We start from the raw sequence: 20,060 nt of genomic DNA, 5'->3' as shown, positions 1-20,060 counted from the left end.
ATGAGCTTCACGAGCTTCCTGGACAACTTTGCCCCGGACGGGGACCCGTTTGCCACTCGATTGATTGTCGGCGATGTCGAATTCAGCGGACTAGAGGTCCCTGAGTCAGTCACCGTCGGCGCCAAACAACAGCTGGTCGTGCACAAGCTGGTGGGCGGCAAGCGGGTGGTCGATGTGATGGGGGTCGACTACGACAACATGTCGTGGTCTGGGTGGATGACCGGCGCCACTGCAGGTGACCGTGTCACTGAGCTCGAAACGCTGCGCGATACCGGCGACCCGCTGACATTCAACATGGACGGCTACTACTTCAGCGTTGTGATCCAAGCTTTCAGCGCCCGGTTTGAACATGTTTATCGTCGCAACTACTACATCGATCTGCTGGTTATTGAGCGGTTGGATGCGCCGATCACCGAAAACGCACTGTCAGGAACGCTGGATGCGCTGGTGAACAGCGACGTCGGTGAAGCCCTCGGCCTTTCCAGCATTATCAACTCTGATGCCGTGACAACCAGCATTGCCGCGGTAAAGGATGCCGTATCGCAAGTGCAGGGATTCGCCAATGCCACGATCAGCACAGTTCAGACGGTAATCCGGCCGCTGGTGGCCGCTCAGGCTGTCGTGCAGTCGGTGATCTCGCAGGTAGGGGCGTCGATCAACGACATCACGACCTTGGGCGGCTTGATTCCGGGCAACCCGGTGGCGACCGCGGCGAACAACGTGCTTCGTCAGGGTGCCGCGCTTACTCAGCTGGCACCGCTGTATCAAATGCAGAGCGTTCTCGGGCGACTTCAGAAAAACGTACTCGCCGGGCCATTGGCCAACGGCACCTCCAGCGTTACGACCAGCAACTCGAGCCTGCAGAAGATCGCCGCCGATGCTTACGGCGACCCGTCGAAGTGGACGGTCATTGGCGAGGTCAACAACATCGCCGACCCGCAACTCGACGGCATCCAGACGATAAAAATCCCAATAGGTGAGTAATTGGACATTAACCAAGCCGATGTCACTCCTGGCGCTCGGCGCGTTATTGGCCGGGTTTTGCTGAATGGAGTTGAGGTTCCGTTTGTGGCGGCCGAAGTGGACAGCAATTCGTTCTATTCGGCCGACACTTTCTCGGCAACATTCGCGATGAGCGACCTCCCGGGTGAGATGAAGACCGTCCGCTGGTGGAGTCAGCAAGCCACGATGGAGCTTTCGATCTCGGTCGGCTTGATTGATCAGAACGCCACGAACTGGAAGGAACTGATCATTGGCTTAACCGACAGGCCGTCGATTGACATGGCTCGCTTCGAGGCGACGGTTGAGGGGCGTGACTACACCAGCACGCTCATCGACACCAAGACCAGCGAGAAGTTTTCGAACTACACCACCAGCGAAGTGGCGGTGATGCTCGCCGGTCGGCACGGCCTTACGCCCGTGGTAACGCCAACCACAACCAATGTTGGCGCTATCACCAAGTTTGACCACACGCACATCAACGACGAGCGCTCAGAGTGGGACCTGCTGTCCTACTTTGCCGGCATGGATGGGTTCCAGACTTACGTCGTCGGCAACGAGCTCCACTACGAGCCAGCGCTTGATCCGGCCACAACAGATCAGTACCTGATCAAGTGGGTTGCGCCAGGCGCTCTGGCGTATCCACTGTGCAATACCACCGAAGGCCTGTACCTGGAGCGGGATCTGACCCTGGCCAAAGGCGTCACAGTACAGGTCAGGTCATGGAAGGGCGGAAAGGCCTTCACCGAGACGTACCCGAACAACAGCGCGCGTGGCATTTCCCCCGGCAACGCAACACCAAAACGCCAGGTTTACAGCGTTGTTCGAAGCGGCCTCGATCATCAAGCCGCTCAACAACTCGCGCAGAAGCTGCACAAGCAGATCACGGATCATGAGATGCGGATTCGCTGCTCGCTCCCGGGCGACAACATCCTCATGCCGAACACGATCATCCGCGTCGAAGGCACGAACTCAGATTTCGACCAGCTCTATTACGCCGACTCGGTGCGCAGGTCGATCAGCTTTGAGTATGGCTACTCGATGAGCCTGACCGCCAAGAACCACAACCCCAATTCAATGGTGCTTCCATGAGCGCGATAGGCGACCTGCTGAACGCACAACGGCAACACCAGAGCAACGGCAGTACGTACCCGCGCAAAGGGACGATCTCCAGCTACGACAAGGACAGTTACAGCGTGAAGGTGCTGATCCAGCCGGAAGACCTCGAAACCGGATGGATTCAGCTCGATGCTCACGGGGTTGGCAATGGCTGGGGCGTCGTGGTTGGCCCGCAGATCGGCGATGAGGTGGAGGTGTCGTTCGACAACGGCGACCCAAACCTCGGCAGCGTGACAGGTCGCTACTTCAACGACACGAACACGCCGCCACCAGTGCCGAGCGGTGAAACTTGGATCGTCCATGCGTCCGGATCCCTGCTCAAGTTCCACAACGACGGCTCGGTTGAGCTGATCGCCAACACAACATTGAACGCAACCGCTCAGACAGCCAACGTCACGGCGACGATATCGGCCAACGTCACGGCTCCCGCAATCAATCTCAGGGCTTCCGGGCAGACACTGCTGAAGTTCGTCACCGAGACGTTTCAAGCGCTGTTCAACGGTCACACCCATGCATCTGGTGGCTCTGGCGTGCCGGTCCAGCAAATGGGCAACACCCATATGACTACCACGGTGAAAGGCGCATGAAAGACCTTAATCACTACGTCGGCGACGACCTTTCGTTGTCCCCGACCGGGAGCCTTTCGCCAGTCGAAGGTATGGAGCGCGGCAAGCAGCGGATTCTGAGGCGACTTATCACCAACCCTGGCGACTACCTGTTTCACCCAACCTACGGCGCCGGGCTTGGCCGATACGTCGGCGCGCTGACGAACATCCCAGAGATCATTGCGCTGATTCGCGGCCAGATCCTGCTCGAGGACTGCGTCGCGAAGAAGCCCAAGCCGGTGATTTCCGTCACTCCATCGAACGACACACTCTCCGTCAATATCGGCTACACCGATTCACCTCTGGGTGTGCCGGTGACGCTCTCGTTTGAGGTAAATCGCTGATATGGCATCGCTCAATATCAAGGACTTCACCACGCTGGTTCGCGACCAGGTGACTGCCATTCAAGGCCGTGCCGCCGGACTCGTTGACTTCACCATTGGCTCGCTGTTGCGCGCCATCACGGAAAGCAACGCCAGCGTCCTGCAGTGGCTTCAGCAGCTGATCGTCACGCTGCTGGCAACGACCCGGGCTTCTACCTCGTCCGGTGCCGATCTTGACAGCTGGATGGCGGACTTCGGGTTCTATCGGTTGTCCGCCAGCTTCGCGACAGGCAGCGTCACCTATTCGCGGTTCACGCCCACCAACTCGGCACTGATCCCGATTGGCGCGCTGGTCGGATCAACCGACGGCTCGCAGCAATTCTCGGTGACGATCGACACCACGAACGTGATGTACAACGCCACGATGGGCGGCTATCTAATTCCCGCCGGCACAGCATCGGTAACGGTTCCGGTTATTGCCAGTACCGCTGGATCAGCCGGGAACGCGCTGATCGGCACGGTAACGGTGATCGTTGGCAGCATCAGTGGCGTGGATACGGTTACCAACACCGCCGTCTTCGCCAATGGTGTCGACCCGGAGAATGATTCAGCATTCCGTGCTCGCTTCGTTCTGTGGGTCCAGTCACTCTCGAAAGCGACCAAGGCTGCCATCGGCTACGCACTGTCTTCGATGCAGCAAGGGGTTTCGTACACGCTGACCGAGAATCAGGACTACAGCGGCAACACGCTCTACGGCTACTTCTATGCGGTCGTCGACGATGGAAGCGGGGCGCCTTCGGGCGCATTCCTGGTGACTGCAGGTGCCGCAATCGAATCGGTCAGAGGTTTCACCACCCGTTACGGGGTATTTGCTCCTGTTCTGGTGACTGCCAACGTCGGGATGACCATCACGACGAATGCAACGGTTACCCATAGCGTGGTAGTGGCTCAGGTGACGACGGCTCTGCAGGCCTATATCTCAGGCCTAACGCTGGGTCAGATCCTGCCTTATACGCAACTCGCCGCCATCGCCTACGGAGTTTCCCCGGCGATCACGAACGTCTCAGGCGTACTGCTCAATGGCGGGACGGCGGATGTCGGCGCAACCAATAAACAGGTCATCCGACCAGGCACAGTGACGGTGGCTTAAATGAGCGTTGGCGACCAAACGGACATGTTCGGCCGGCTGAAGAACCTTTTGCCGCCCAGCTGGTTCGGCGACAGCAATCCGGTCCGTGATGCGCTTCTGTGGGGCTATGCCCAGGCGCTTTCATGGGGCTTCACCCTCTATCTCTATGCCAAGGACCAAACGCGGATCAAAACAGCCACCGATGGCTGGCTCGACCTGATCGGCCTCGATTTTTTCGGGAATAACCTGATCAGACTTTCTGGACAGCTTGATCCGAGCTATCGAAATCGAATTCTGATCAACATCTTCAGGGAGCGAGCCACACGTCACGGCATGGATCAGGTCTTGTTCGATCTGACCGGGCGACACCCACTGATTATCGAACCAGCCAAACCGGACGATTGCGGGTGCCTTGGTCTAACGCTGGGACTCGGCGTGGCCGGGCCTCTCGGGTCCACGAGTTGCCCCTATCAAGCATTCGTAACGGCCTATAGGCCATCGGGAAGCGGGGCGGCCAATTGGCCAGGCATCGCCACCAACTGGTTTGGGCTATCACAGACAAGCGCACTGCTACCGGCTTCACAGCTTTTTTCTGACGTTTCGGACGATGACATCGTTGCCGCCATCGAGGCGACAAAAATGTACGGCTCGACGATCTGGTACCGGATCACCAACTGATTTCACTCATTCAACTCTATGCCCGCCTTGAGCGGGCTTTTTTATGGGGATTCCATGGACAGACAGATCGTTTATCCCGGCCAAATTCTGCCGGAAACCAGCCTGCTCCAGATGGCCAAGGACGCGATGATCGGAGTGGCCAAACTGTCGGCCGCCATGCTTGGCACCAGCACCACGGCCAACGGCTTTGCGGTTACACCGACCGGTCCAGCCTCGTTGCAAGTCGTCTGTGCGCCGGGCGAGATCTACAGCTTGACCAGTATCGACGCGCTGGCGTTCTCGACGCTGCCGGCCGACACCACTCACTCGATCATGAAGCAGGGCATCCTGCTCGATGGCGTGACGCTGAACTGCCCGGCACCGGGCACCACCGGTCAATCCATCAATTATCTGGTGCAGGCGACTTACCAGGACTCCGATTCGGCGCCGGTGCTGCTGCCTTATTACAACAGCGCTAACCCTGCTCTGCCTTACACCGGCATGGGCAACAATGGCCTGACACAAAATACCAACCGTAAGGGCATCGCTGTCGTCGCCGTGAAGGCAGGTGCTTCGGCGGTCACCGGAAGTCAGGTAACTCCGGCGCCAGACGCTGGGTTTATCGGCTTGTATGTGGTGACCGTCGCTTTCGGCCAGACCACTATCACTGGCGCGAGCATCTCGCAGTACAGCGGCGCGCCGTTGCTCCCCGCCGGACTGCTGCAGTCCGTGCAAAGCGGGCAGACCACCAGTGCGCCTGATATTGGTGTGGCTAACGCCTACGCCGCCAATTTCACACCAGCCATCACCGCGCTCAGCGACAAAATGGTGCTTTGCATCAAAGCGGTGAACGCCAACACCACGGCCAGCACATTCACTCCTGCGCCTGGCGTCATCGCTCCCTCTCCGATTGTCGGCGGCGCGCATGTGGCACTTCAGGGCGGCGAGATCGTTCCGAATGGTGACTGCTGGTTTCAGTGGAATAGTTCGGTCGGCGCAGGATCGTGGATTCTGATCGACGGGACCGGCGGTGCAGTTCAGGTACCAAAGGGCACGAAGAGCAGTCAGGCGGTAAACCAGTCTCAGCTGGGCAACCTCAATGGAATAACTTTCGCGAGTGGGAGCACAACACTTAACGCCACATTCGCGGGCAAGGCTCTCGTTGTAAACAGTGCAGGGACTACGCAGACCTTGCCGGCTGCCGCGAGCTTGCTTTCCGGTTCTGCCATAGTCATTGCGGCGTACGGGGCTTGCACGGTGAAAGGGAATGCCGCCGAACTTATAACGAATCAGCTCAGTGTATCGGCCAATACCTTCCTGATGAATGCTGGAGAGCAGTTACAACTAACGACCGATGGGACTGGTTGGTACGTATCAGCGTATTCGCAAGCCATTGTTGGCACGCCTGTAGGATCGATGCGTAACGCCAAGATGTCGGTAGCAGCTGCTAGCGCCACGGCCACTTTCACCGCTGACGAGGTCTGTGTGAAAGCAGCGCTTGGCGGTCAATCTTGGCTGCTCTCCAGCTTCAGCAAAACGATCAACCTGGCTACGACTGGTGCAGGAGGCATGGATACCGGCACCGCTCCGGTCAGTGGGTTTGTGTCGCTGTACGCGATCTACAATCCGGCTACAGGGGGTTCGGCTCTATTGGCCTGCGCCCAAGCGACCAGTAACGGATCGGTCTACACCGGCGCAAACATGCCGGCCGGCTATACAGCTTCGGCACTGATCAGCACCTGGCCGACGAATGCCAGTAGTCAGTTTGTAGTTGGCTACCAACTTGATCGTAAGATTTACATTGACCCGTTTCAGGTAATTAGCTCAAGTACGCAGCAGGCGTCACTTGTTTCTCTGTCCGTTGCTCTAGCAGTCCCTACAAATGCGAAGACGGTTGATTTACTCCAGTCAGGAACGGTAAGTTCCTCTGGGTTTGCTTTCTTTGCAGCGGGTGATAGTACCGGGATAGGACAGCGTAACTACACGGTAAACTCTACGGGCGTACAGGGCGTTTCTGTTAACGATATACCGCTGATAACAACGCAGACTATTTATTACAAGATAACTACATCTGGCACTCTAACAGCTTTCACATTAAACGTTACATCCTATACATTCTGAATGGTGAAAATGATGACTGATATATATGTTCAATTTTCCGATGAAACTCAGACGGTTATAACCTCTGTTTTTGGATGCCCTCAAGATCCTGCATACTGGCCAAACCAGGGGGTTGTGCAGGACAATGATCAGCGCTACTTGGACTTTCTTAATCCCCCAGTCAGCCCTGCGGATATTCTCGCAGCCAATCAGGCGGCCCAGACTGCGTTGATGACCCAGGCCTCCCAGGCGATGACGCCGGTACTTATGGCTCTACAGCTCGACGCAACGGACGCAGTAACCGTCAAGGCCAAGGCGTGGCGTGATTACTACCAGGAGCTTCAAGCGGTCGATCTGACTGTCACCGCACCTGAATGGCCGGTCGCTCCAGACTAAGTCAGTCGCAAGAAAAGATGCCCGCCGAGTGCGGGCTTATTTTCGCCCGGAGAAAAATATGCCCATTACTCAGCAGCAACTGCTGCAGATCCTCCCGAACGCCGGCAAGCAAGCCGGCGTTTTTGCGTCTGCGCTGAATTTGGCGATGGAGCGCTACCAGATCAACACCCGATTGCGCATGGCGGCGTTCATCGCCCAGGTGGGGCATGAGTCAGGTCAGTTTTGCTATGTGAAGGAGCTCGGCGGCGACCAGTACCTGAGCAAGTACGACACCGGCCCATTGGCCAAGCGACTGGGTAACACGCCCGAGGCCGACGGAGACGGCCAGAAGTACCGCGGGCGCGGCCTGATTCAGATCACCGGACACGACAACTACCTGGCGTGCAGCAAGGCGCTGTTCGGGGATGATCGACTGATTCGAACGCCTGAGCTGCTGGAGCAGGCAGAGTGGGAGGCGAAGTCGGCGGCGTGGTTCTGGAATTCGCGGAACCTGAACGCGTTGGCTGATGCCGGGCCTGGCGAATTCAATGATATTACCCGGCGCATCAATGGCGGCTTGAACGGTCTGGCTGAGCGTCTGGCCTTCTATGAAACGGCGCTGAAGGTACTGGAATGAAGATTCTGCTGCGATTTCTTCCTTATATAGCTGCGCTCGCACTGGTGGCTGGCGCGCTGTTCGGTGCCTACCACCATGGTCTTTCGGTCAAGGATGCTGAATGGCAATCCGCCTGGAACGACCGCGACACACTCGACGCCGAGGCCCGGACGGCCAACGAGGTAGCGGAACGCACCAAGGAACAGGCCTACCAACGATCAATCAACAAGGCGGTGCAAGATGGCCAACGAATCATTGACCAGGCGACGGCTGATGCTGCTACCGCTCGCGCTTCTGCTGACGGCCTGCGCGGGGCGGCCGATGCCATTGCCGCTCGACTCGAGGCCAGTGAAGCCAGCGGCAATTCCTGCACTGCCGCCGCAAGCAAGGCAGCTGCCCGCGCCGCAATGGTGCTTGCCGACGTGCTCAAGCGCGCTGACCAGCGAGCGGGTGAACTGGCTTCAGAGGCTGACCAAGCCAGAGCTCGGGGAATGACCTGCGAACAGGCGTATGGTGGGCTTCTGAGGCCATAACTAGTCTGGTCGTTTTGTGACCTCGTCATCATTATCAGTTATAAACTTAGCTCTACACGACTTAATTGAAAATGTGCGAGGCGCCGCTCCAATCAAAGTTACATCCAATGGCGTCGACCCATTTTTTAAATAGGCTGGGAATGTGACTATCGATCCGGCAGGGTCGAACGATACATAACCTTGTGCGTTCGCCGCGAACGATATGTTGTTTTTTATCATGGTCAAGAATCTTCCGTTGCTAGAGAACTCATATTCCATGGTTACTTCATAGAAGCCTTTCTTGTCATTGCTGATGGTTATCATCGCTGGTTCGGCGTTAGTGTATATGCAGGCAGTGTCAGCACTTCTAGCAGTGGTGGCTTTGCGCTTCCATACCAATGTGTTTGGCGAGGTTGCATATGGGGTAAAATTTTCAATTAACTCTTTATAGAACCAATAGTTTTGGCTTAAGCTCCAAGGCTGCCATACATTAGACAGTGAGTTTCTTGTTGATATTACGATGTTTGCATTCTTAAGTCGCTCGCTTGCTATTACTCGCACTCCTCCCAAAGCATGGATCACAGAGTCAACAGGCCAGCCGGAGAATGACTTTCTAGTGGCGCTCCATAGACCCCAGTACTCCTCAATGACAATTGAATTTTTTGAGTCCTTTGCCATCTCGATGTAGTCTTTCCACTCGTTGTTGAGGTAGCCGCCAAGCTCGGGAGAGTAAAACAGATCAGGATTGTGTTTCGCGGATGATGACGATGATTCAAACGCAGTGATTGAAAGTGTCAGAGCCGCAATTGAGAGCGCTAACGATCCAATCGAAACGACCATTCTGCGACCATCCCAAGCGTTAAAAGTCTTCTCGACAATTGTCAATGCGCTGACAATCACTACCCATGCGCCCCAAAAGTAGAAAGGCCCCATGTAGTCGCCCAAGTGGCCGCCGACGGATGCAACAGCGCCGCCTGCAAACAGCGCCAGACCTATCCACGACACAAGACCTACATCGCTACGCTTCGATACAGCTGCGTAGGCTGAAGTAGCCAAAAGTACCGCCGTGGGCAAGTAGTTATCTTCTGCAAAAAGCCGAGTCAATTGACCTAAATTGTATATGCGTGCGGTTTCCCCGTAGGCGCCGAAATACCACCACTGGTCTTTAGCTACATCAATGAAGTTGTATTTCAAAAAATCTAGTGGGTGGCCAGCAGTTGTAATGCAATAAAGAGTAACTGCTGATACCGTGAGTGCCGCTGTGTAAGATGCGATGCATCTTGCATTTATACATTTTTCGCGACCTGCTAGCGGGATCATTAACAGTGAAAACAATGCAGCGGTACTCAGTGCAAAGTCATTCGACCATAACAGGATTGCACCGCAAAATGCACCACGATAAAGGAAGCGTATAGCCCCGATCCTGCCAAGAGGAATCGCGAGAAAGGCTATTGCCATATAGGGAAGAAAAGCCCTGACAGGCTTCAGAGAGTTGCCAGGTGTCAGGCCGAACTGCAACCAATTAGGAACCATATGACCGGTTGCCGTGAGCGTTGCTAATGACCCGATAAAAAGAACACTGCCAGCCAATATTGAATCTATCTTTTTTTCTGGCTTGAAGATCAAATGCCAGATAATTGATACGGCTGCTGCCCCAAAAATCAGCACGATAAATTGCGCGGAAAAGCCGCTGGCAGCAAGGTTTGATCCAAGTAGCTTAAACAGTGGAAACAGAATGAACAGCGGCCCTATTCCAAGATAAGGAAAGAAGTCTCGACCAGGCATCTGCCCTGCGTCCAGGCGATAAAGCCCGCTAGCAGTTTGGAAAGCCCCATCCAAATGAAATGTCGGTGTGAATATTGGGATGAAGAGCGAGTAAAAAACGGCCCAGCCGATGAAGCAAAATATCGCGCAAAGCTTTATCGCTCGTACGATTTGCGGATTAGACATTCCCTTGAGGTCCTTGGTCTAGTGGAGACATTAACAGTTGGCGCGAATGCTACCGGGTGAATCAGTTACGGGACAGAGCTTTCACGCTCAGCGGCCTGGAGGAAATCGACGGCTGCCTGTATGCACAGTCGTGGTGGTGCAGGGAGGCCTGATTGTCGGCAGCAAGCAGGAGAAGGGGGCTTACGCCCCTTTGCTACCAGGTGTAACCAGATCAGCCCACTCCTGCATCATCTCCCGACGCTGTTCCAGGTAGGCGGCGTGGTTGTACACATCGCGGATGACACTACTATCAGCGTGAGCCAGCTGCCGCTCGATCCAGTCACGGTTGTACCCTCGGTCGTTCATTTCGGTAGAGAACAGGTGCCGGAAACCGTGGGGTGACTGCTTGCCGGTGAGGCCGCAGGAGTCCATGACGTTGTTCGCGTAGTTGGTGCCGATGGGTGCCGTGGAGATGTTGCGGTTCATGAAGACGTAACGCTTGCCGCTGGTGATTGGCAGCATGCTTTTCAGTAGATCGACAGCCTGGCGCGACAGTGGGACCGAATGGTCCCTGCGCATCTTCATCTTGGCGGCAGGGGTTGTCCAGGTTGCCGCCTCCAGATCGATCTCCGACCATTCGGCATGACGCACTTCGCCCGGGCGCGAGGCGGTGTAGATCATCAGCATCATCGCTGTCTTCAGCTGATGGCCTGATGCGCAGTCCATGATCGCCGCCATGGTAGATGGCATTTCGCTGAAGGGCAGGAATGGGTGCGGTTTGTGCTGGCCCATCTTTTCGGTGACGGCGTGCATCTCGGCGGTAGGGTTGGCCTCTATCACGCCGGTGGCAATGGCGTAGCTGAACACCTGGCCCATCCGCTGCCGAACCTTTACGGCCGTGCCAACCGATCCGCGCTTCTCAACGCGCCGGATCAAGCCGATGACGTCGGCCCGCTTGATGGATTCAATCTGCCGATCGCCAAAGACCGGCAGCACATCCAGCTCCATGGCGTTGCTGATCACCCTGTAGGTGCCAGCGGAAATACTTCCCTTCCTGAAAGCCAGCCATTCGTCATAGATGCGGCGGAAGGTCTGGTCCTCGGCCTCGATCATCCCGGCCTTCTTCTCCCTCCTTGAATTGCGCGGGTCAACACCTGCCGCAATGTCCTCCCGTGCCGCGTCTCGACGTGCGCGCGCTTCCTTTAGGCCGGTGTCTGGGTACGTCCCGAACGAAATGCGCGCCTGCTTCCCCAGCCAAGTAAACCGGAAATGCCAGCTCTTGATGCCGCTTGCGGCGATATAGAGCGAAAGCCCTAGCGCGTCTGGGAGCGTATAAGCCTTGTCCTTTGGCTTTGCCTGTTTGGCCGCGGTGTCCGTGAGTGCCACTAGTACATCCTCCCGATGGTCGTTTTTCAATGTACTGGATGATGTACTAACTTTTTCGCATTGGGAAGGTATTGGCCGGTACGCGGTGATACGCGCTAATCGTTTGTTTCTGGTGGTTTGCTTGGGGTTTTGAGGCGGGGAGGTTTTCGGCGGGAGGCTACCGTGGAAATTTTGAAAATTTCCACAGTAGTTTCAGCTCTGTCAGGTGGCGATCGCCGCGGCGATGTGGGCAGGCGGCGAGTTTAACAGTTTGCGTTTGGCGTTGCGGGAAAACACTGACTAAAGGGTCAGCAAGCGCTCCCCGAGGCGACCGCTGGCAGCCAGTTCGAGGAACTCATCGCCCATGCGACGGCTTTCATCCATCGTCGTGCGCCAGTATTTCTGCCGGCTCGGGGCATCGCCCATGAAGCGTTTGAAGTCGTTGCGGTCCGGAAGTTTGCCGTAGGGCAGGCGCGCCAGGTATTCCTTCGATGGCGCCAACAACAGGACATCCTGCAAACGGGCAGGACACGCGCGGCGCCACGGCAGGGTCTTGTCGAACCAGCCGGGAATCACCCGGTCGGTGAAATGCGGATAGAGCACGATGTCGTTGCCGCTGTAGGGCAGGTCGAGGTGATAGTCCAGCAGACCGCCATCGCGAAACGTCCCGGCACCGGCACCCGGTAGGTTACGCACGCCTTCCATCACCATCGGGATCGAGCCTGACGCGAGCAAGGCCTGGCGCAGGTTGCCGGCATTCAGCGCAACGAAGCGCGAGGGGAAATCGTTCAATGCATTGACCGGCGGTGCCAGACGCGGATCGTGAATGATCAGCCGCTCGAAATGCCGCGACAGCCGCGCCCGGCCGCGCAGGTTGTCGGCGATCACCGATGACAGGCCCAGCCCCAGTCGGCCGCGATGATCGTCCGCCAGCAGGCCGTGGCTTTTGACCACCATGATGTTCAGTCGGTAATGAACGTTGTCCAGAATCGAGGCATCGCGGCCGTCGAGCAGGTCATCGAGCATGCGCCGAGAGCTCAGACTGATCTGCGCCATGGTCACGCCCTTGGCGAAGTTCTGCTCGGTGTAGAGGTGACCGAGGCGGCGGATACCTTCGGCGGCATCCGGCAGGCACGCGCTGGCGAAGCGCCAGGAACCCACCGACGCACCGATCAACGAACGCTCGCGCGGTGCCGCCGGCAGCCATTCGCCGAACAACGCCAGGTCCAGACCTTGAATCCCCAACGCCTTGGGACCACCGGCGGCACCCGGCAGTGTGCCGACATCGGCGGCGCTCAAACCGTTTTCACGGATGCGCGCCAAGGCGCGAGGGCCGGCCTTGAGCGTCAGCGAGGGGAACTTGATGTGGATAGCGGTCATACCGGTCTCGAATGCAGGCAAGCGGTGCGGATTATGTGGGAGCGGGCTTGCTCGCGAAAGCGGTGTATCAGTCGATATTAATGTTGAATGACACACCGCTTTCGCGAGCAAGCCCGCTCCCACAGGTTTTGTGCAGGGCGGTGATGTCGTGTTGCTATCTTCAATGATGGCAATTCAGTTTCAATTAAGTTCGCCCCGTTAAGGTGCACTCCGTAGGCAACACATAAAAAAATACGGAGAGACCCCCATGAAAATCCTGACTGCCCTGTTCACCGCGTCCATCATCGGCATGACCGCCAGCATCGCCCACGCTCGCGACCTCGGTCCCGACGAAGCCCTGAGACTGCGCGACGCTGGTACCATTGTGTCTTTCGAGAAGCTCAACGCCACCGCTCTGGCCAAACATCCCGGCGCCAAGATCACCGAAACCGAGCTGGAAGAAGAGTACGGCAAGTACATCTATCAGGTGGAATTGCGCGACCCTCAGGGCATTGAGTGGGACCTGGAATTGGACGCTGTCAGCGGGCAGATTCTCAAGGATCATCAGGATACGTAATGAAGGTGTTTTCTTTTTCACATCGGTGCACGAGCGGTCGAATGGCGCTGGCGCTTCTGGCTTTTTGCTCGGTGGTCATGGCCCGCGACCTGGATCAGGACGAAGCCCTGCGCCTGCGTCAACGGGGCGTGATCCTGCCGCTGGAGCAGCTGTTGCAGCAAGCGCTGGACCGCTACCCCGGGGCCAAATTGCTGGAAGCCGAGCTTGAAGAGAAACACGACGTCTATGTTTATGAAGTCGAGTTGCTGACCGCCGACGGTGTGGTCCGCGAACTGGACCTCGACGCCAGCACCGGCCAGTTACTGAAAGACAGGGAAGATTGATCGATGCGTTTGCTTCTGGTGGAAGACCATGTGCCGCTGGCCGACGAACTGATGGCCGGCCTCAACCGACAGGGTTACGCCGTGGACTGGCTGGCCGACGGTCGCGACGCGGTGTATCAGGGCAGCAGCGAGCCTTATGACCTGATCATCCTCGACCTCGGCCTGCCGGGTTTGCCAGGGCTCGAGGTGCTGACGCAATGGCGGACCGCTGGTCTGTCCACGCCAGTGCTGATCCTCACCGCCCGTGATTCCTGGGCTGAACGGATCGAAGGCCTCAAGGCCGGCGCCGACGATTACCTGACCAAACCCTTCCACCCCGAAGAGCTGCACTTGCGCGTCCAGGCGCTATTGCGCCGTTCCCATGGCCATGCCAACCAGCCGACGCTCAAGTCTGCCGGACTGCACCTGGACGAAGGCCGACAATGCGTGACCCGCGACGGTGCTGACATCCAGCTCACCGCCGCTGAATTCCGCCTGCTGCGTTATTTCATGCTGCACCCCGAGCAGATTCTTTCCAAAAGCCACCTCGCCGAACACCTCTATGACGGTGAAACCGAGCGCGACTCCAACGTGCTCGAAGTCCACGTCAACCACCTGCGGCGCAAACTCGGGCGCAGTGTCATCGAAACCCGTCGCGGCCAGGGTTACCTGTTCGGCGGGCAAGCCCAGTGAGGTCGATCCAGCGCCGCTTGAGTCTGGGGCTGATCAGCGTGATGGTGATCGTCGGCCTGGTGCTGGCGCAGACCAGCCTGTGGCTGTTCGAAATGGGTTTGCAGCGCTACCTCGAAGCCGGGCTGCGCGACGACAGCGAAAACCTGCTGGTGGCGCTGGTGCGTGGGCCGCAGGGTTTACAGCTGGATGAGCGACACCTGTCGCCGGCCTATCAGCGACCGTTTTCCGGGCATTACTTCCGCATCGATTTTGCCGACAGCCATTGGCGCTCCCGTTCGCTATGGGATCAGGAACTGCCGCGCCTCGACCATGCCGGCCTGCACAGCAACCTGCAATTGGGGCCGGAAGGCCAGCAATTGCTGGTGCTGCGTTCAGACTATCGACGCTTGGGCCAATCGATTTCCATCAGCGTGGCCCAGGATTACACGCCGGTGCGCGAGAGTTTCCAGCGCATGCGTCAAGTCGGATTGGGCCTTGGGCTGACGGGGTTGCTGCTGATTCTGCTGCTGCAACGGATCACCGTGCGCCGCGCCTTGCGCCCGCTGGAAAAGGCGCGAGAGCAGATCGCCCAGTTGCAGCAGGGCCAGCGCTCGCAACTCGATGATCAGGTGCCGGTAGAGCTTGAGCCGCTGGTGGCGCAGATCAACCATTTGCTCGCTCACACCGAAGACAGCCTCAAGCGTTCGCGCAATGCGCTGGGCAACCTCGGCCACGCCTTGAAAACCCCGCTGGCGGTGTTGTTGAGCCTGGCCTCAAGCGAGAAGCTCGATGCGCAGCCGGAACTGCGCAAAGTGATTCAGGCGCAGCTGGAACAGGTCCAGCAGCGACTCAATCGCGAACTCAATCGCGCACGGTTATCCGGCGATGCGTTGCCGGGGGCGTTGTTTGATTGCGATGCTGAATTGCCTGGGTTACTGGCGACGTTGAACATGATTCATGGTGAGCATCTGGACCTCAGCTATGTGGCACCGAAGGGGTTGCAACTGCCTTGGGATCGCGAGGACTTGCTCGAACTGCTCGGTAACCTGCTGGACAACGCCTGCAAATGGGCGGACGCCGAGGTTCGGTTGAGCGTGGTCGAGACGGTAGAAGGGTTTGAGTTAAGCGTGGAAGACGATGGGCCGGGGATTCCCGAGAACCAGCGCGATCAGGTGTTCAGCCGGGGGACCAGGCTTGATGAACAGACGGATGGGCATGGGTTGGGATTGGGGATTGTGCGGGACATCGTTGATACGTGGGGCGGGGTGTTGCGGCTGGAGGAGAGCGAGTGGGGCGGGTTGAAGGTAATGATCGAGTTGCCCAAGCGTTGATGCTGAAAGCCACCCCTCACCCCAGCCCTCCCGAAACGTCGGACCGCCCCAGTGGGGAGAGGGGGGAAAGGGAGCAGATCTTCAAGTTTTTCAAAACTTAAGTTCGACTCGATATTTCAGGTCGAAGAATTTCTTATAAACAACTCGGTCAGTCCCCTCGCCCCTTTGGGGAGAGGGTTAGGGTGAGGGGTGGCTCTCAGACCCGAAACTGATCCATCAAACTCTGCTGCTGATTCGCCAGGCTATTGAGCGACTGACTCACCCGCGCCGACTCATTCGCCTGCCCTGACAACGACTCCGTCACATCCCGAATCGTCGCCACGTTGTTGTTGATCTCCTCGGCCACGGCACTTTGCTCTTCAGCGGCACTGGCGATCTGCAGGTTCATGTCGCTGATCACCGTCACCGCTTCACCAATCTGGCGCAGCGCCGTCACCGCCTGACCCACCTGTTCGACACTGCCCTGAGCCTGACGATGGCTGTTGTTCATCGAACCAACCACGTCCTGAGTGCCACTCTGCAATTGCTCGATCACCAGACGGGTTTCTTCGACAGACTCCTGGGTCCGGCGTGCCAGGTTGCGCACTTCATCGGCCACCACGGCAAAACCGCGTCCGGCTTCACCGGCACGAGCGGCCTCGATGGCGGCGTTGAGCGCCAGCAGGTTGGTCTGTTCGGCGATGGCCCGAATCACTTCCAGCACCGAACCGATCTTCTCGCTGTTGGCCGCCAGGCCTTCGACTTGAACCATTGCCGCGCTCATGTCAGCGGCGAGGTTGTCGATGCTGGTGGTGGTGCGGTCGATCACGGTCAGACCGCGACGGGTGGCCTGATCCGCATCCCGCGCCGCCTGTGCCGCTTGCGCTGCACTGCGAGCGACGTCTTGAGCAGTGGCGCTCATTTCGTGGGAAGCGGTAGCGACCTGATCCACCTGACGGTATTGCTGCTCCATGCCGGCGCTGGTCTGGGTGGCGATTGCGGACGACTGATCCGCCGTGCTGCGCGCGTCCTGCACCGAGCGTTTGACCTCGGCGATGATCGGTTGCAGCTTGTCGAGGAAGCGGTTGAACCAGCCGGCCAATTGGCCGAGTTCATCCTGCTTGTCGTAGGCCAGGCGGCGGGTCAGATCGCCTTCGCCGCTGGCAATGTCTTCGAGCATGTGCGCCACACCCAGGATCGGCCGGGTCACGCTGCGGGCCATCAGCCACACCAGCAACAGGCCAATCAATGCGGCCAGCACACCCAGGCCGAGTTCGACCAGGGTGCCGGCGGTGTTGCTTTCATCGAGTTGTTTTTTCAGCGCTTCGGCTGGGCCGACCAGGACTTTCTCCGGCACATCGAGCAACACGCCCCAGGACTTGCCACCGGGAATCGGCTGGAACGGCGACAGCACTTTGAGCTGTTGATTGTTGTGCAGGCTTGCGGTCTTGCTGCTGGCGGCGAGCATGCGGATCAGCTCGGCACCGTTGGTCTTGTCCACGGTGTCCAGGCGCTGGCTGAGCTTGCTGGCGTCCGGGCTGTAACCGGCCAGCAAACCGACCGGGCTGATGATGCTGACGTTGGTCTGGCCGTCATAGAGTTTCTTGCTCGCACCTTGGCTGACGGCTTGCAGGCTGTTGAGGTTGATGTCCACCGACAGCGAAGCGATGACCTTGCCGTTGACCATCAGCGGGAAAACGATGCTGGTCATTAGCACGTTCTGGCCGTCGATCACATAGAAGTAGGGTTCGATCACGCAGGGCTTGAGGGTCGTGCGCGGGCAGGTGAACCAGGCGTTGGCCGGTTCGCCGCTAGGGCCGGTGCTGGTGTCGGCCATGTCGCTTTCCGGTAGCGCCATCGACGTCACCTTGCCCGGAGTCGGTTGCGACCAGTACAGGGCGAAACGGCCCTTGTCGTTGCTGCCCAACTCGGCCTGGCCGGCGAACAGATCGTCCTTGCCGTCCAGCGCGTTGGCTTCGAACACCAGCGAGAGGCCGAGCAGTTCCGGGTTGGCTTGCAGGGCCGATTTGACCTGGCGTGTCAGGTCTTCACGCAGGTCAAAGGCATCGAGGAAGCGCTTCTCGGCCTGGTCGCGCAGGAACAGCACCTGACGCGAAAAGCCGTGGCCATATTGATAGGCGTCCATGAACTGCTGGCGTATCCCCAGCGCCTGGTTTTCACCCTGGGATTCGATCCGGGCCTGGGCCGCTTCGGTGAGCATCTCCATGCTGGATGCTTTCACCATCTCGGAGCTGTGCTCCATGCGATACAGCGAAAGACCCACCAGCAGGGTCACGATGCCGGCCAGGCACAGCCCGGCCAGCAGGGTGATTTTCCATTGAATGGAAAGTTGTCTGAGCGACATGGAGACGTCCTTTATTCGATAAATATCTGAGACTTTGCACTGTAACGGCCACGATTCGGCTTTCTTTATGCCGTTTTCTGAATATCGATTCTCACCCCGTAGGAGCTGCCGAAGGCTGCGATCCTTTGATCTTTACGTCTTCGATGGCGCCGGAAGATCAAAAGATCGCAGCCTTCGGCAGCTCCTACGGGGATGTGTGTTGGCTTTGACAAGGTGGCAGCGGTCCGGCACAGTGCGCGCCCTCTAATAAAACCCTCTCATTCAATCCGCTGGCGGCTCTTTGCAGACTGCCGGCCGGACTCTTTCCGTTTGCCTTGAGGTACCGATGATTAATGCTGTAATTGCCGCGGTCGGCGTCATGCTGATCCTCAGCCTGTCCCGCGTGCACGTAGTAATCGCGCTGATCGTGGGCGCCCTGGTGGGTGGTTTGACCGGTGGCCTGGGCATCGACGCGACACTCAAAGCCTTCAACAGTGGTCTCGGTGGCGGCGCGACGGTCGCGTTGTCCTACGCATTGCTCGGCGCTTTCGCCGTGGCCATTGCCAAGTCCGGCCTGGCGCATGCCCTGGCCGACAAAGCTTTGCTGATGGTCGACCGCCAGCACGCCAGCGGTGGCCGTCAGGTCAAATGGCTGTTGATCGGTTTGCTGTGGGTGGTGGCCATCGCGTCCCAGAATATCTTGCCGATACATATCGCCTTCATTCCGCTGCTGGTGCCGCCGCTTTTATATGTGCTGACCAAGCTGCAGCTGGACCGCCGACTGATTGCCTGCGTCATGACCTTCGGCCTGATTACGCCGTACATGTTCTTGCCCGTGGGCTTCGGCAACATCTTCCTTAATGAAATCCTGCTGGCCAACGTCGCCCGTAGCGGTGTGGACATCAGCGGCATCAACGTCACCCATGCCATGGGGATTCCGGCCTTGGGCATGTTCGTCGGGCTCGCGGCAGCGTTTGTCAGCTATCGCAAGAAGCGCGTCTACGATCTGGAAAAGATCGAGCAAGTCGAACAGGTCGCGGTGCAGTACAACCCGCTGAGCCTGATGGTCGCCGGTCTGGCCATCGCGGTGGCGTTCATCATTCAGCTGTTGCTGGACTCGATGATCATCGGTGCGTTGGCTGGCTTTCTGATTTTTTCGGTGTCGGGGATCGTGAAGTGGCGTGAAACCGACGACCTGTTCACCGAAGGCATGAAAATGATGGCGATGATCGGTTTCATCATGATCGCCGCGTCCGGGTTTGCCGAAGTGATGAAAGCCACCGGTGAGGTGCAGACACTGGTCGAAGCCTCGGCCTCGTGGATCGGCCACAGCAAAGGCATTGGCGCGTTGCTGATGTTGCTGGTCGGACTGTTGGTGACCATGGGCATCGGTTCGTCGTTTTCCACAGTGCCGATCCTGGCAGCGATTTTTGTGCCGTTGTGCGTGCAGTTGGGTTTCAGCCCGATCGCGATCGTGTGCATCGTCGGGACTGCCGGTGCGCTGGGCGATGCCGGTTCACCGGCGTCGGACTCGACCCTCGGCCCGACCTCGGGCCTGAACATCGACGGCCAGCATCACCACATCTGGGACACCGTGGTCCCGACCTTCCTGCACTACAACCTCCCGCTGCTGGCGTTCGGCTGGGTGGCGGCGATGGTCCTCTAAACACATTTCCCCTGTGGGAGCGAGCCTGCTCGCGAAGGCGGCGGCACATCCAGCATTGATGTGACTGACATACCGCTTTCGCGAGCAGGCTCGCTCCCACA

The 20,060-nt window shown here is 58.2% G+C and carries 19 protein-coding genes; 15 read left to right on the top strand and 4 right to left on the bottom strand.

What is annotated here, in order from left to right; genetic code table 11:
* Genes ACYZTZ_RS18840 through ACYZTZ_RS18795 form a run of 10 tightly spaced genes read left to right on the top strand, consistent with a single transcriptional unit; the run spans window position 1 to window position 8,456 of the window.
* Entirely contained in the window at window positions 1-984 is a 984-nt protein-coding gene (locus tag ACYZTZ_RS18840; RefSeq protein WP_461999323.1) for a hypothetical protein, read from the top strand.
* Window positions 985-2,091, top strand: coding sequence for a rhs element Vgr protein (locus tag ACYZTZ_RS18835; protein WP_461999322.1), 1,107 nt, complete (start codon window positions 985-987; stop codon window positions 2,089-2,091).
* A complete protein-coding gene (locus ACYZTZ_RS18830) occupies window positions 2,088-2,705 on the top strand; it encodes a phage baseplate assembly protein V (protein ID WP_461999321.1) in 618 nt (205 codons plus the stop codon). Before ACYZTZ_RS18835 ends, ACYZTZ_RS18830 begins: the two co-directional genes overlap by 4 nt.
* Window positions 2,702-3,067 (top strand): phage tail protein, encoded by a 366-nt coding sequence (locus tag ACYZTZ_RS18825; RefSeq protein ID WP_461999320.1) that lies wholly within the window; start codon window positions 2,702-2,704, stop codon window positions 3,065-3,067. Before ACYZTZ_RS18830 ends, ACYZTZ_RS18825 begins: the two co-directional genes overlap by 4 nt.
* A gap of 1 nt (window position 3,068) precedes the next feature.
* Complete coding sequence (locus tag ACYZTZ_RS18820) at window positions 3,069-4,196, top strand: baseplate J/gp47 family protein (protein WP_461999319.1); 1,128 nt, start codon at window positions 3,069-3,071, stop codon at window positions 4,194-4,196.
* Window positions 4,197-4,853: a hypothetical protein gene (locus tag ACYZTZ_RS18815; protein ID WP_461999318.1), complete on the top strand. Its 657-nt coding sequence runs from the start codon at window positions 4,197-4,199 to the stop codon at window positions 4,851-4,853. It abuts the gene before it with no gap.
* A gap of 54 nt (window positions 4,854-4,907) precedes the next feature.
* Window positions 4,908-6,953 (top strand): hypothetical protein, encoded by a 2,046-nt coding sequence (locus tag ACYZTZ_RS18810; RefSeq protein ID WP_461999317.1) that lies wholly within the window; start codon window positions 4,908-4,910, stop codon window positions 6,951-6,953.
* A gap of 12 nt (window positions 6,954-6,965) precedes the next feature.
* Window positions 6,966-7,328, top strand: coding sequence for a tail fiber assembly protein (locus ACYZTZ_RS18805; protein WP_461999316.1), 363 nt, complete (start codon window positions 6,966-6,968; stop codon window positions 7,326-7,328).
* A gap of 58 nt (window positions 7,329-7,386) precedes the next feature.
* Window positions 7,387-7,944, top strand: a complete 558-nt coding sequence (locus ACYZTZ_RS18800; RefSeq protein WP_461999315.1) for a glycoside hydrolase family 19 protein — start codon at window positions 7,387-7,389, stop codon at window positions 7,942-7,944.
* Entirely contained in the window at window positions 7,941-8,456 is a 516-nt protein-coding gene (locus ACYZTZ_RS18795) for a DUF2514 family protein (RefSeq protein ID WP_461999314.1), read from the top strand. Before ACYZTZ_RS18800 ends, ACYZTZ_RS18795 begins: the two co-directional genes overlap by 4 nt.
* Here ACYZTZ_RS18795 and ACYZTZ_RS18790 read toward each other — a convergent pair whose 3' ends face one another.
* The 3 genes from ACYZTZ_RS18790 to ACYZTZ_RS18780 all read right to left on the bottom strand — a co-directional run bounded on the left by ACYZTZ_RS18790 (window position 8,457) and on the right by ACYZTZ_RS18780 (window position 13,109).
* On the bottom strand, window positions 8,457-10,385 hold the full coding sequence (locus tag ACYZTZ_RS18790) for a hypothetical protein (RefSeq protein WP_461999313.1): 1,929 nt from the start codon (window positions 10,383-10,385) through the stop codon (window positions 8,457-8,459).
* A 180-nt stretch (window positions 10,386-10,565) separates the two neighbouring features.
* Window positions 10,566-11,750, bottom strand: coding sequence for a tyrosine-type recombinase/integrase (locus tag ACYZTZ_RS18785; RefSeq protein ID WP_461999312.1), 1,185 nt, complete (start codon window positions 11,748-11,750; stop codon window positions 10,566-10,568).
* A 279-nt stretch (window positions 11,751-12,029) separates the two neighbouring features.
* Window positions 12,030-13,109 carry a patatin-like phospholipase family protein gene (locus ACYZTZ_RS18780; RefSeq protein WP_461999311.1) on the bottom strand — a complete coding sequence of 360 codons (1,080 nt, stop codon included), beginning with the start codon at window positions 13,107-13,109 and terminating at the stop codon, window positions 12,030-12,032.
* 247 nt (window positions 13,110-13,356) lie between these two features.
* Here ACYZTZ_RS18780 and ACYZTZ_RS18775 point away from each other — a divergent pair, with 247 nt between their 5' ends.
* From ACYZTZ_RS18775 to ACYZTZ_RS18760, 4 genes are read left to right on the top strand one after another with little or no spacing between them, the layout of a single operon-like run.
* Window positions 13,357-13,665, top strand: a complete 309-nt coding sequence (locus ACYZTZ_RS18775) for a PepSY domain-containing protein (protein WP_415768058.1) — start codon at window positions 13,357-13,359, stop codon at window positions 13,663-13,665.
* Complete coding sequence (locus tag ACYZTZ_RS18770; RefSeq protein WP_461999310.1) at window positions 13,665-13,988, top strand: PepSY domain-containing protein; 324 nt, start codon at window positions 13,665-13,667, stop codon at window positions 13,986-13,988. Before ACYZTZ_RS18775 ends, ACYZTZ_RS18770 begins: the two co-directional genes overlap by 1 nt.
* A 3-nt stretch (window positions 13,989-13,991) precedes the next feature.
* Window positions 13,992-14,660, top strand: a complete 669-nt coding sequence (locus ACYZTZ_RS18765) for a response regulator transcription factor (protein ID WP_056740136.1) — start codon at window positions 13,992-13,994, stop codon at window positions 14,658-14,660.
* Window positions 14,657-15,970, top strand: a complete 1,314-nt coding sequence (locus ACYZTZ_RS18760; RefSeq protein WP_461999309.1) for a sensor histidine kinase — start codon at window positions 14,657-14,659, stop codon at window positions 15,968-15,970. Before ACYZTZ_RS18765 ends, ACYZTZ_RS18760 begins: the two co-directional genes overlap by 4 nt.
* Window positions 15,971-16,166: 196 nt before the next feature.
* On the opposite strand, the gene ACYZTZ_RS18755 is transcribed toward ACYZTZ_RS18760, so the two are convergent.
* Complete coding sequence (locus tag ACYZTZ_RS18755) at window positions 16,167-18,314, bottom strand: methyl-accepting chemotaxis protein (RefSeq protein WP_461999308.1); 2,148 nt, start codon at window positions 18,312-18,314, stop codon at window positions 16,167-16,169.
* A gap of 328 nt (window positions 18,315-18,642) precedes the next feature.
* On the opposite strand from ACYZTZ_RS18755, the gene ACYZTZ_RS18750 reads away from it, so the two are divergent.
* The gene (locus ACYZTZ_RS18750) at window positions 18,643-19,959 is read left to right on the top strand and encodes a Na+/H+ antiporter family protein (protein WP_462000689.1); all 1,317 of its coding nucleotides are present in this window, start codon (window positions 18,643-18,645) and stop codon (window positions 19,957-19,959) included.
* Window positions 19,960-20,060 lie beyond the last annotated feature (101 nt).

Source organism: Pseudomonas sp. LB3P58 (assembly GCF_054897895.1).
This window is presented reverse-complemented; position numbering and strand designations above follow the sequence as displayed.

Bases quoted from the DNA above. Each gene is read 5' to 3' on its own strand.
- ACYZTZ_RS18820 (WP_461999319.1), top strand. From the start codon at position 3,069: ATGGCATCGCTCAATATCAAGGACTTCACCACGCTGGTTCGCGACCAG.
- ACYZTZ_RS18790 (WP_461999313.1), bottom strand. From the start codon at position 10,385: ATGTCTAATCCGCAAATCGTACGAGCGATAAAGCTTTGCGCGATATTT.
- ACYZTZ_RS18810 (WP_461999317.1), top strand. From the start codon at position 4,908: ATGGACAGACAGATCGTTTATCCCGGCCAAATTCTGCCGGAAACCAGC.
- ACYZTZ_RS18805 (WP_461999316.1), top strand. From the start codon at position 6,966: ATGACTGATATATATGTTCAATTTTCCGATGAAACTCAGACGGTTATA.
- ACYZTZ_RS18780 (WP_461999311.1), bottom strand. From the start codon at position 13,109: ATGACCGCTATCCACATCAAGTTCCCCTCGCTGACGCTCAAGGCCGGC.
- ACYZTZ_RS18795 (WP_461999314.1), top strand. From the start codon at position 7,941: ATGAAGATTCTGCTGCGATTTCTTCCTTATATAGCTGCGCTCGCACTG.
- ACYZTZ_RS18815 (WP_461999318.1), top strand. From the start codon at position 4,197: ATGAGCGTTGGCGACCAAACGGACATGTTCGGCCGGCTGAAGAACCTT.
- ACYZTZ_RS18800 (WP_461999315.1), top strand. From the start codon at position 7,387: ATGCCCATTACTCAGCAGCAACTGCTGCAGATCCTCCCGAACGCCGGC.
- ACYZTZ_RS18770 (WP_461999310.1), top strand. From the start codon at position 13,665: ATGAAGGTGTTTTCTTTTTCACATCGGTGCACGAGCGGTCGAATGGCG.
- ACYZTZ_RS18840 (WP_461999323.1), top strand. From the start codon at position 1: ATGAGCTTCACGAGCTTCCTGGACAACTTTGCCCCGGACGGGGACCCG.
- ACYZTZ_RS18825 (WP_461999320.1), top strand. From the start codon at position 2,702: ATGAAAGACCTTAATCACTACGTCGGCGACGACCTTTCGTTGTCCCCG.
- ACYZTZ_RS18775 (WP_415768058.1), top strand. From the start codon at position 13,357: ATGAAAATCCTGACTGCCCTGTTCACCGCGTCCATCATCGGCATGACC.
- ACYZTZ_RS18755 (WP_461999308.1), bottom strand. From the start codon at position 18,314: ATGTCGCTCAGACAACTTTCCATTCAATGGAAAATCACCCTGCTGGCC.
- ACYZTZ_RS18765 (WP_056740136.1), top strand. From the start codon at position 13,992: ATGCGTTTGCTTCTGGTGGAAGACCATGTGCCGCTGGCCGACGAACTG.
- ACYZTZ_RS18830 (WP_461999321.1), top strand. From the start codon at position 2,088: ATGAGCGCGATAGGCGACCTGCTGAACGCACAACGGCAACACCAGAGC.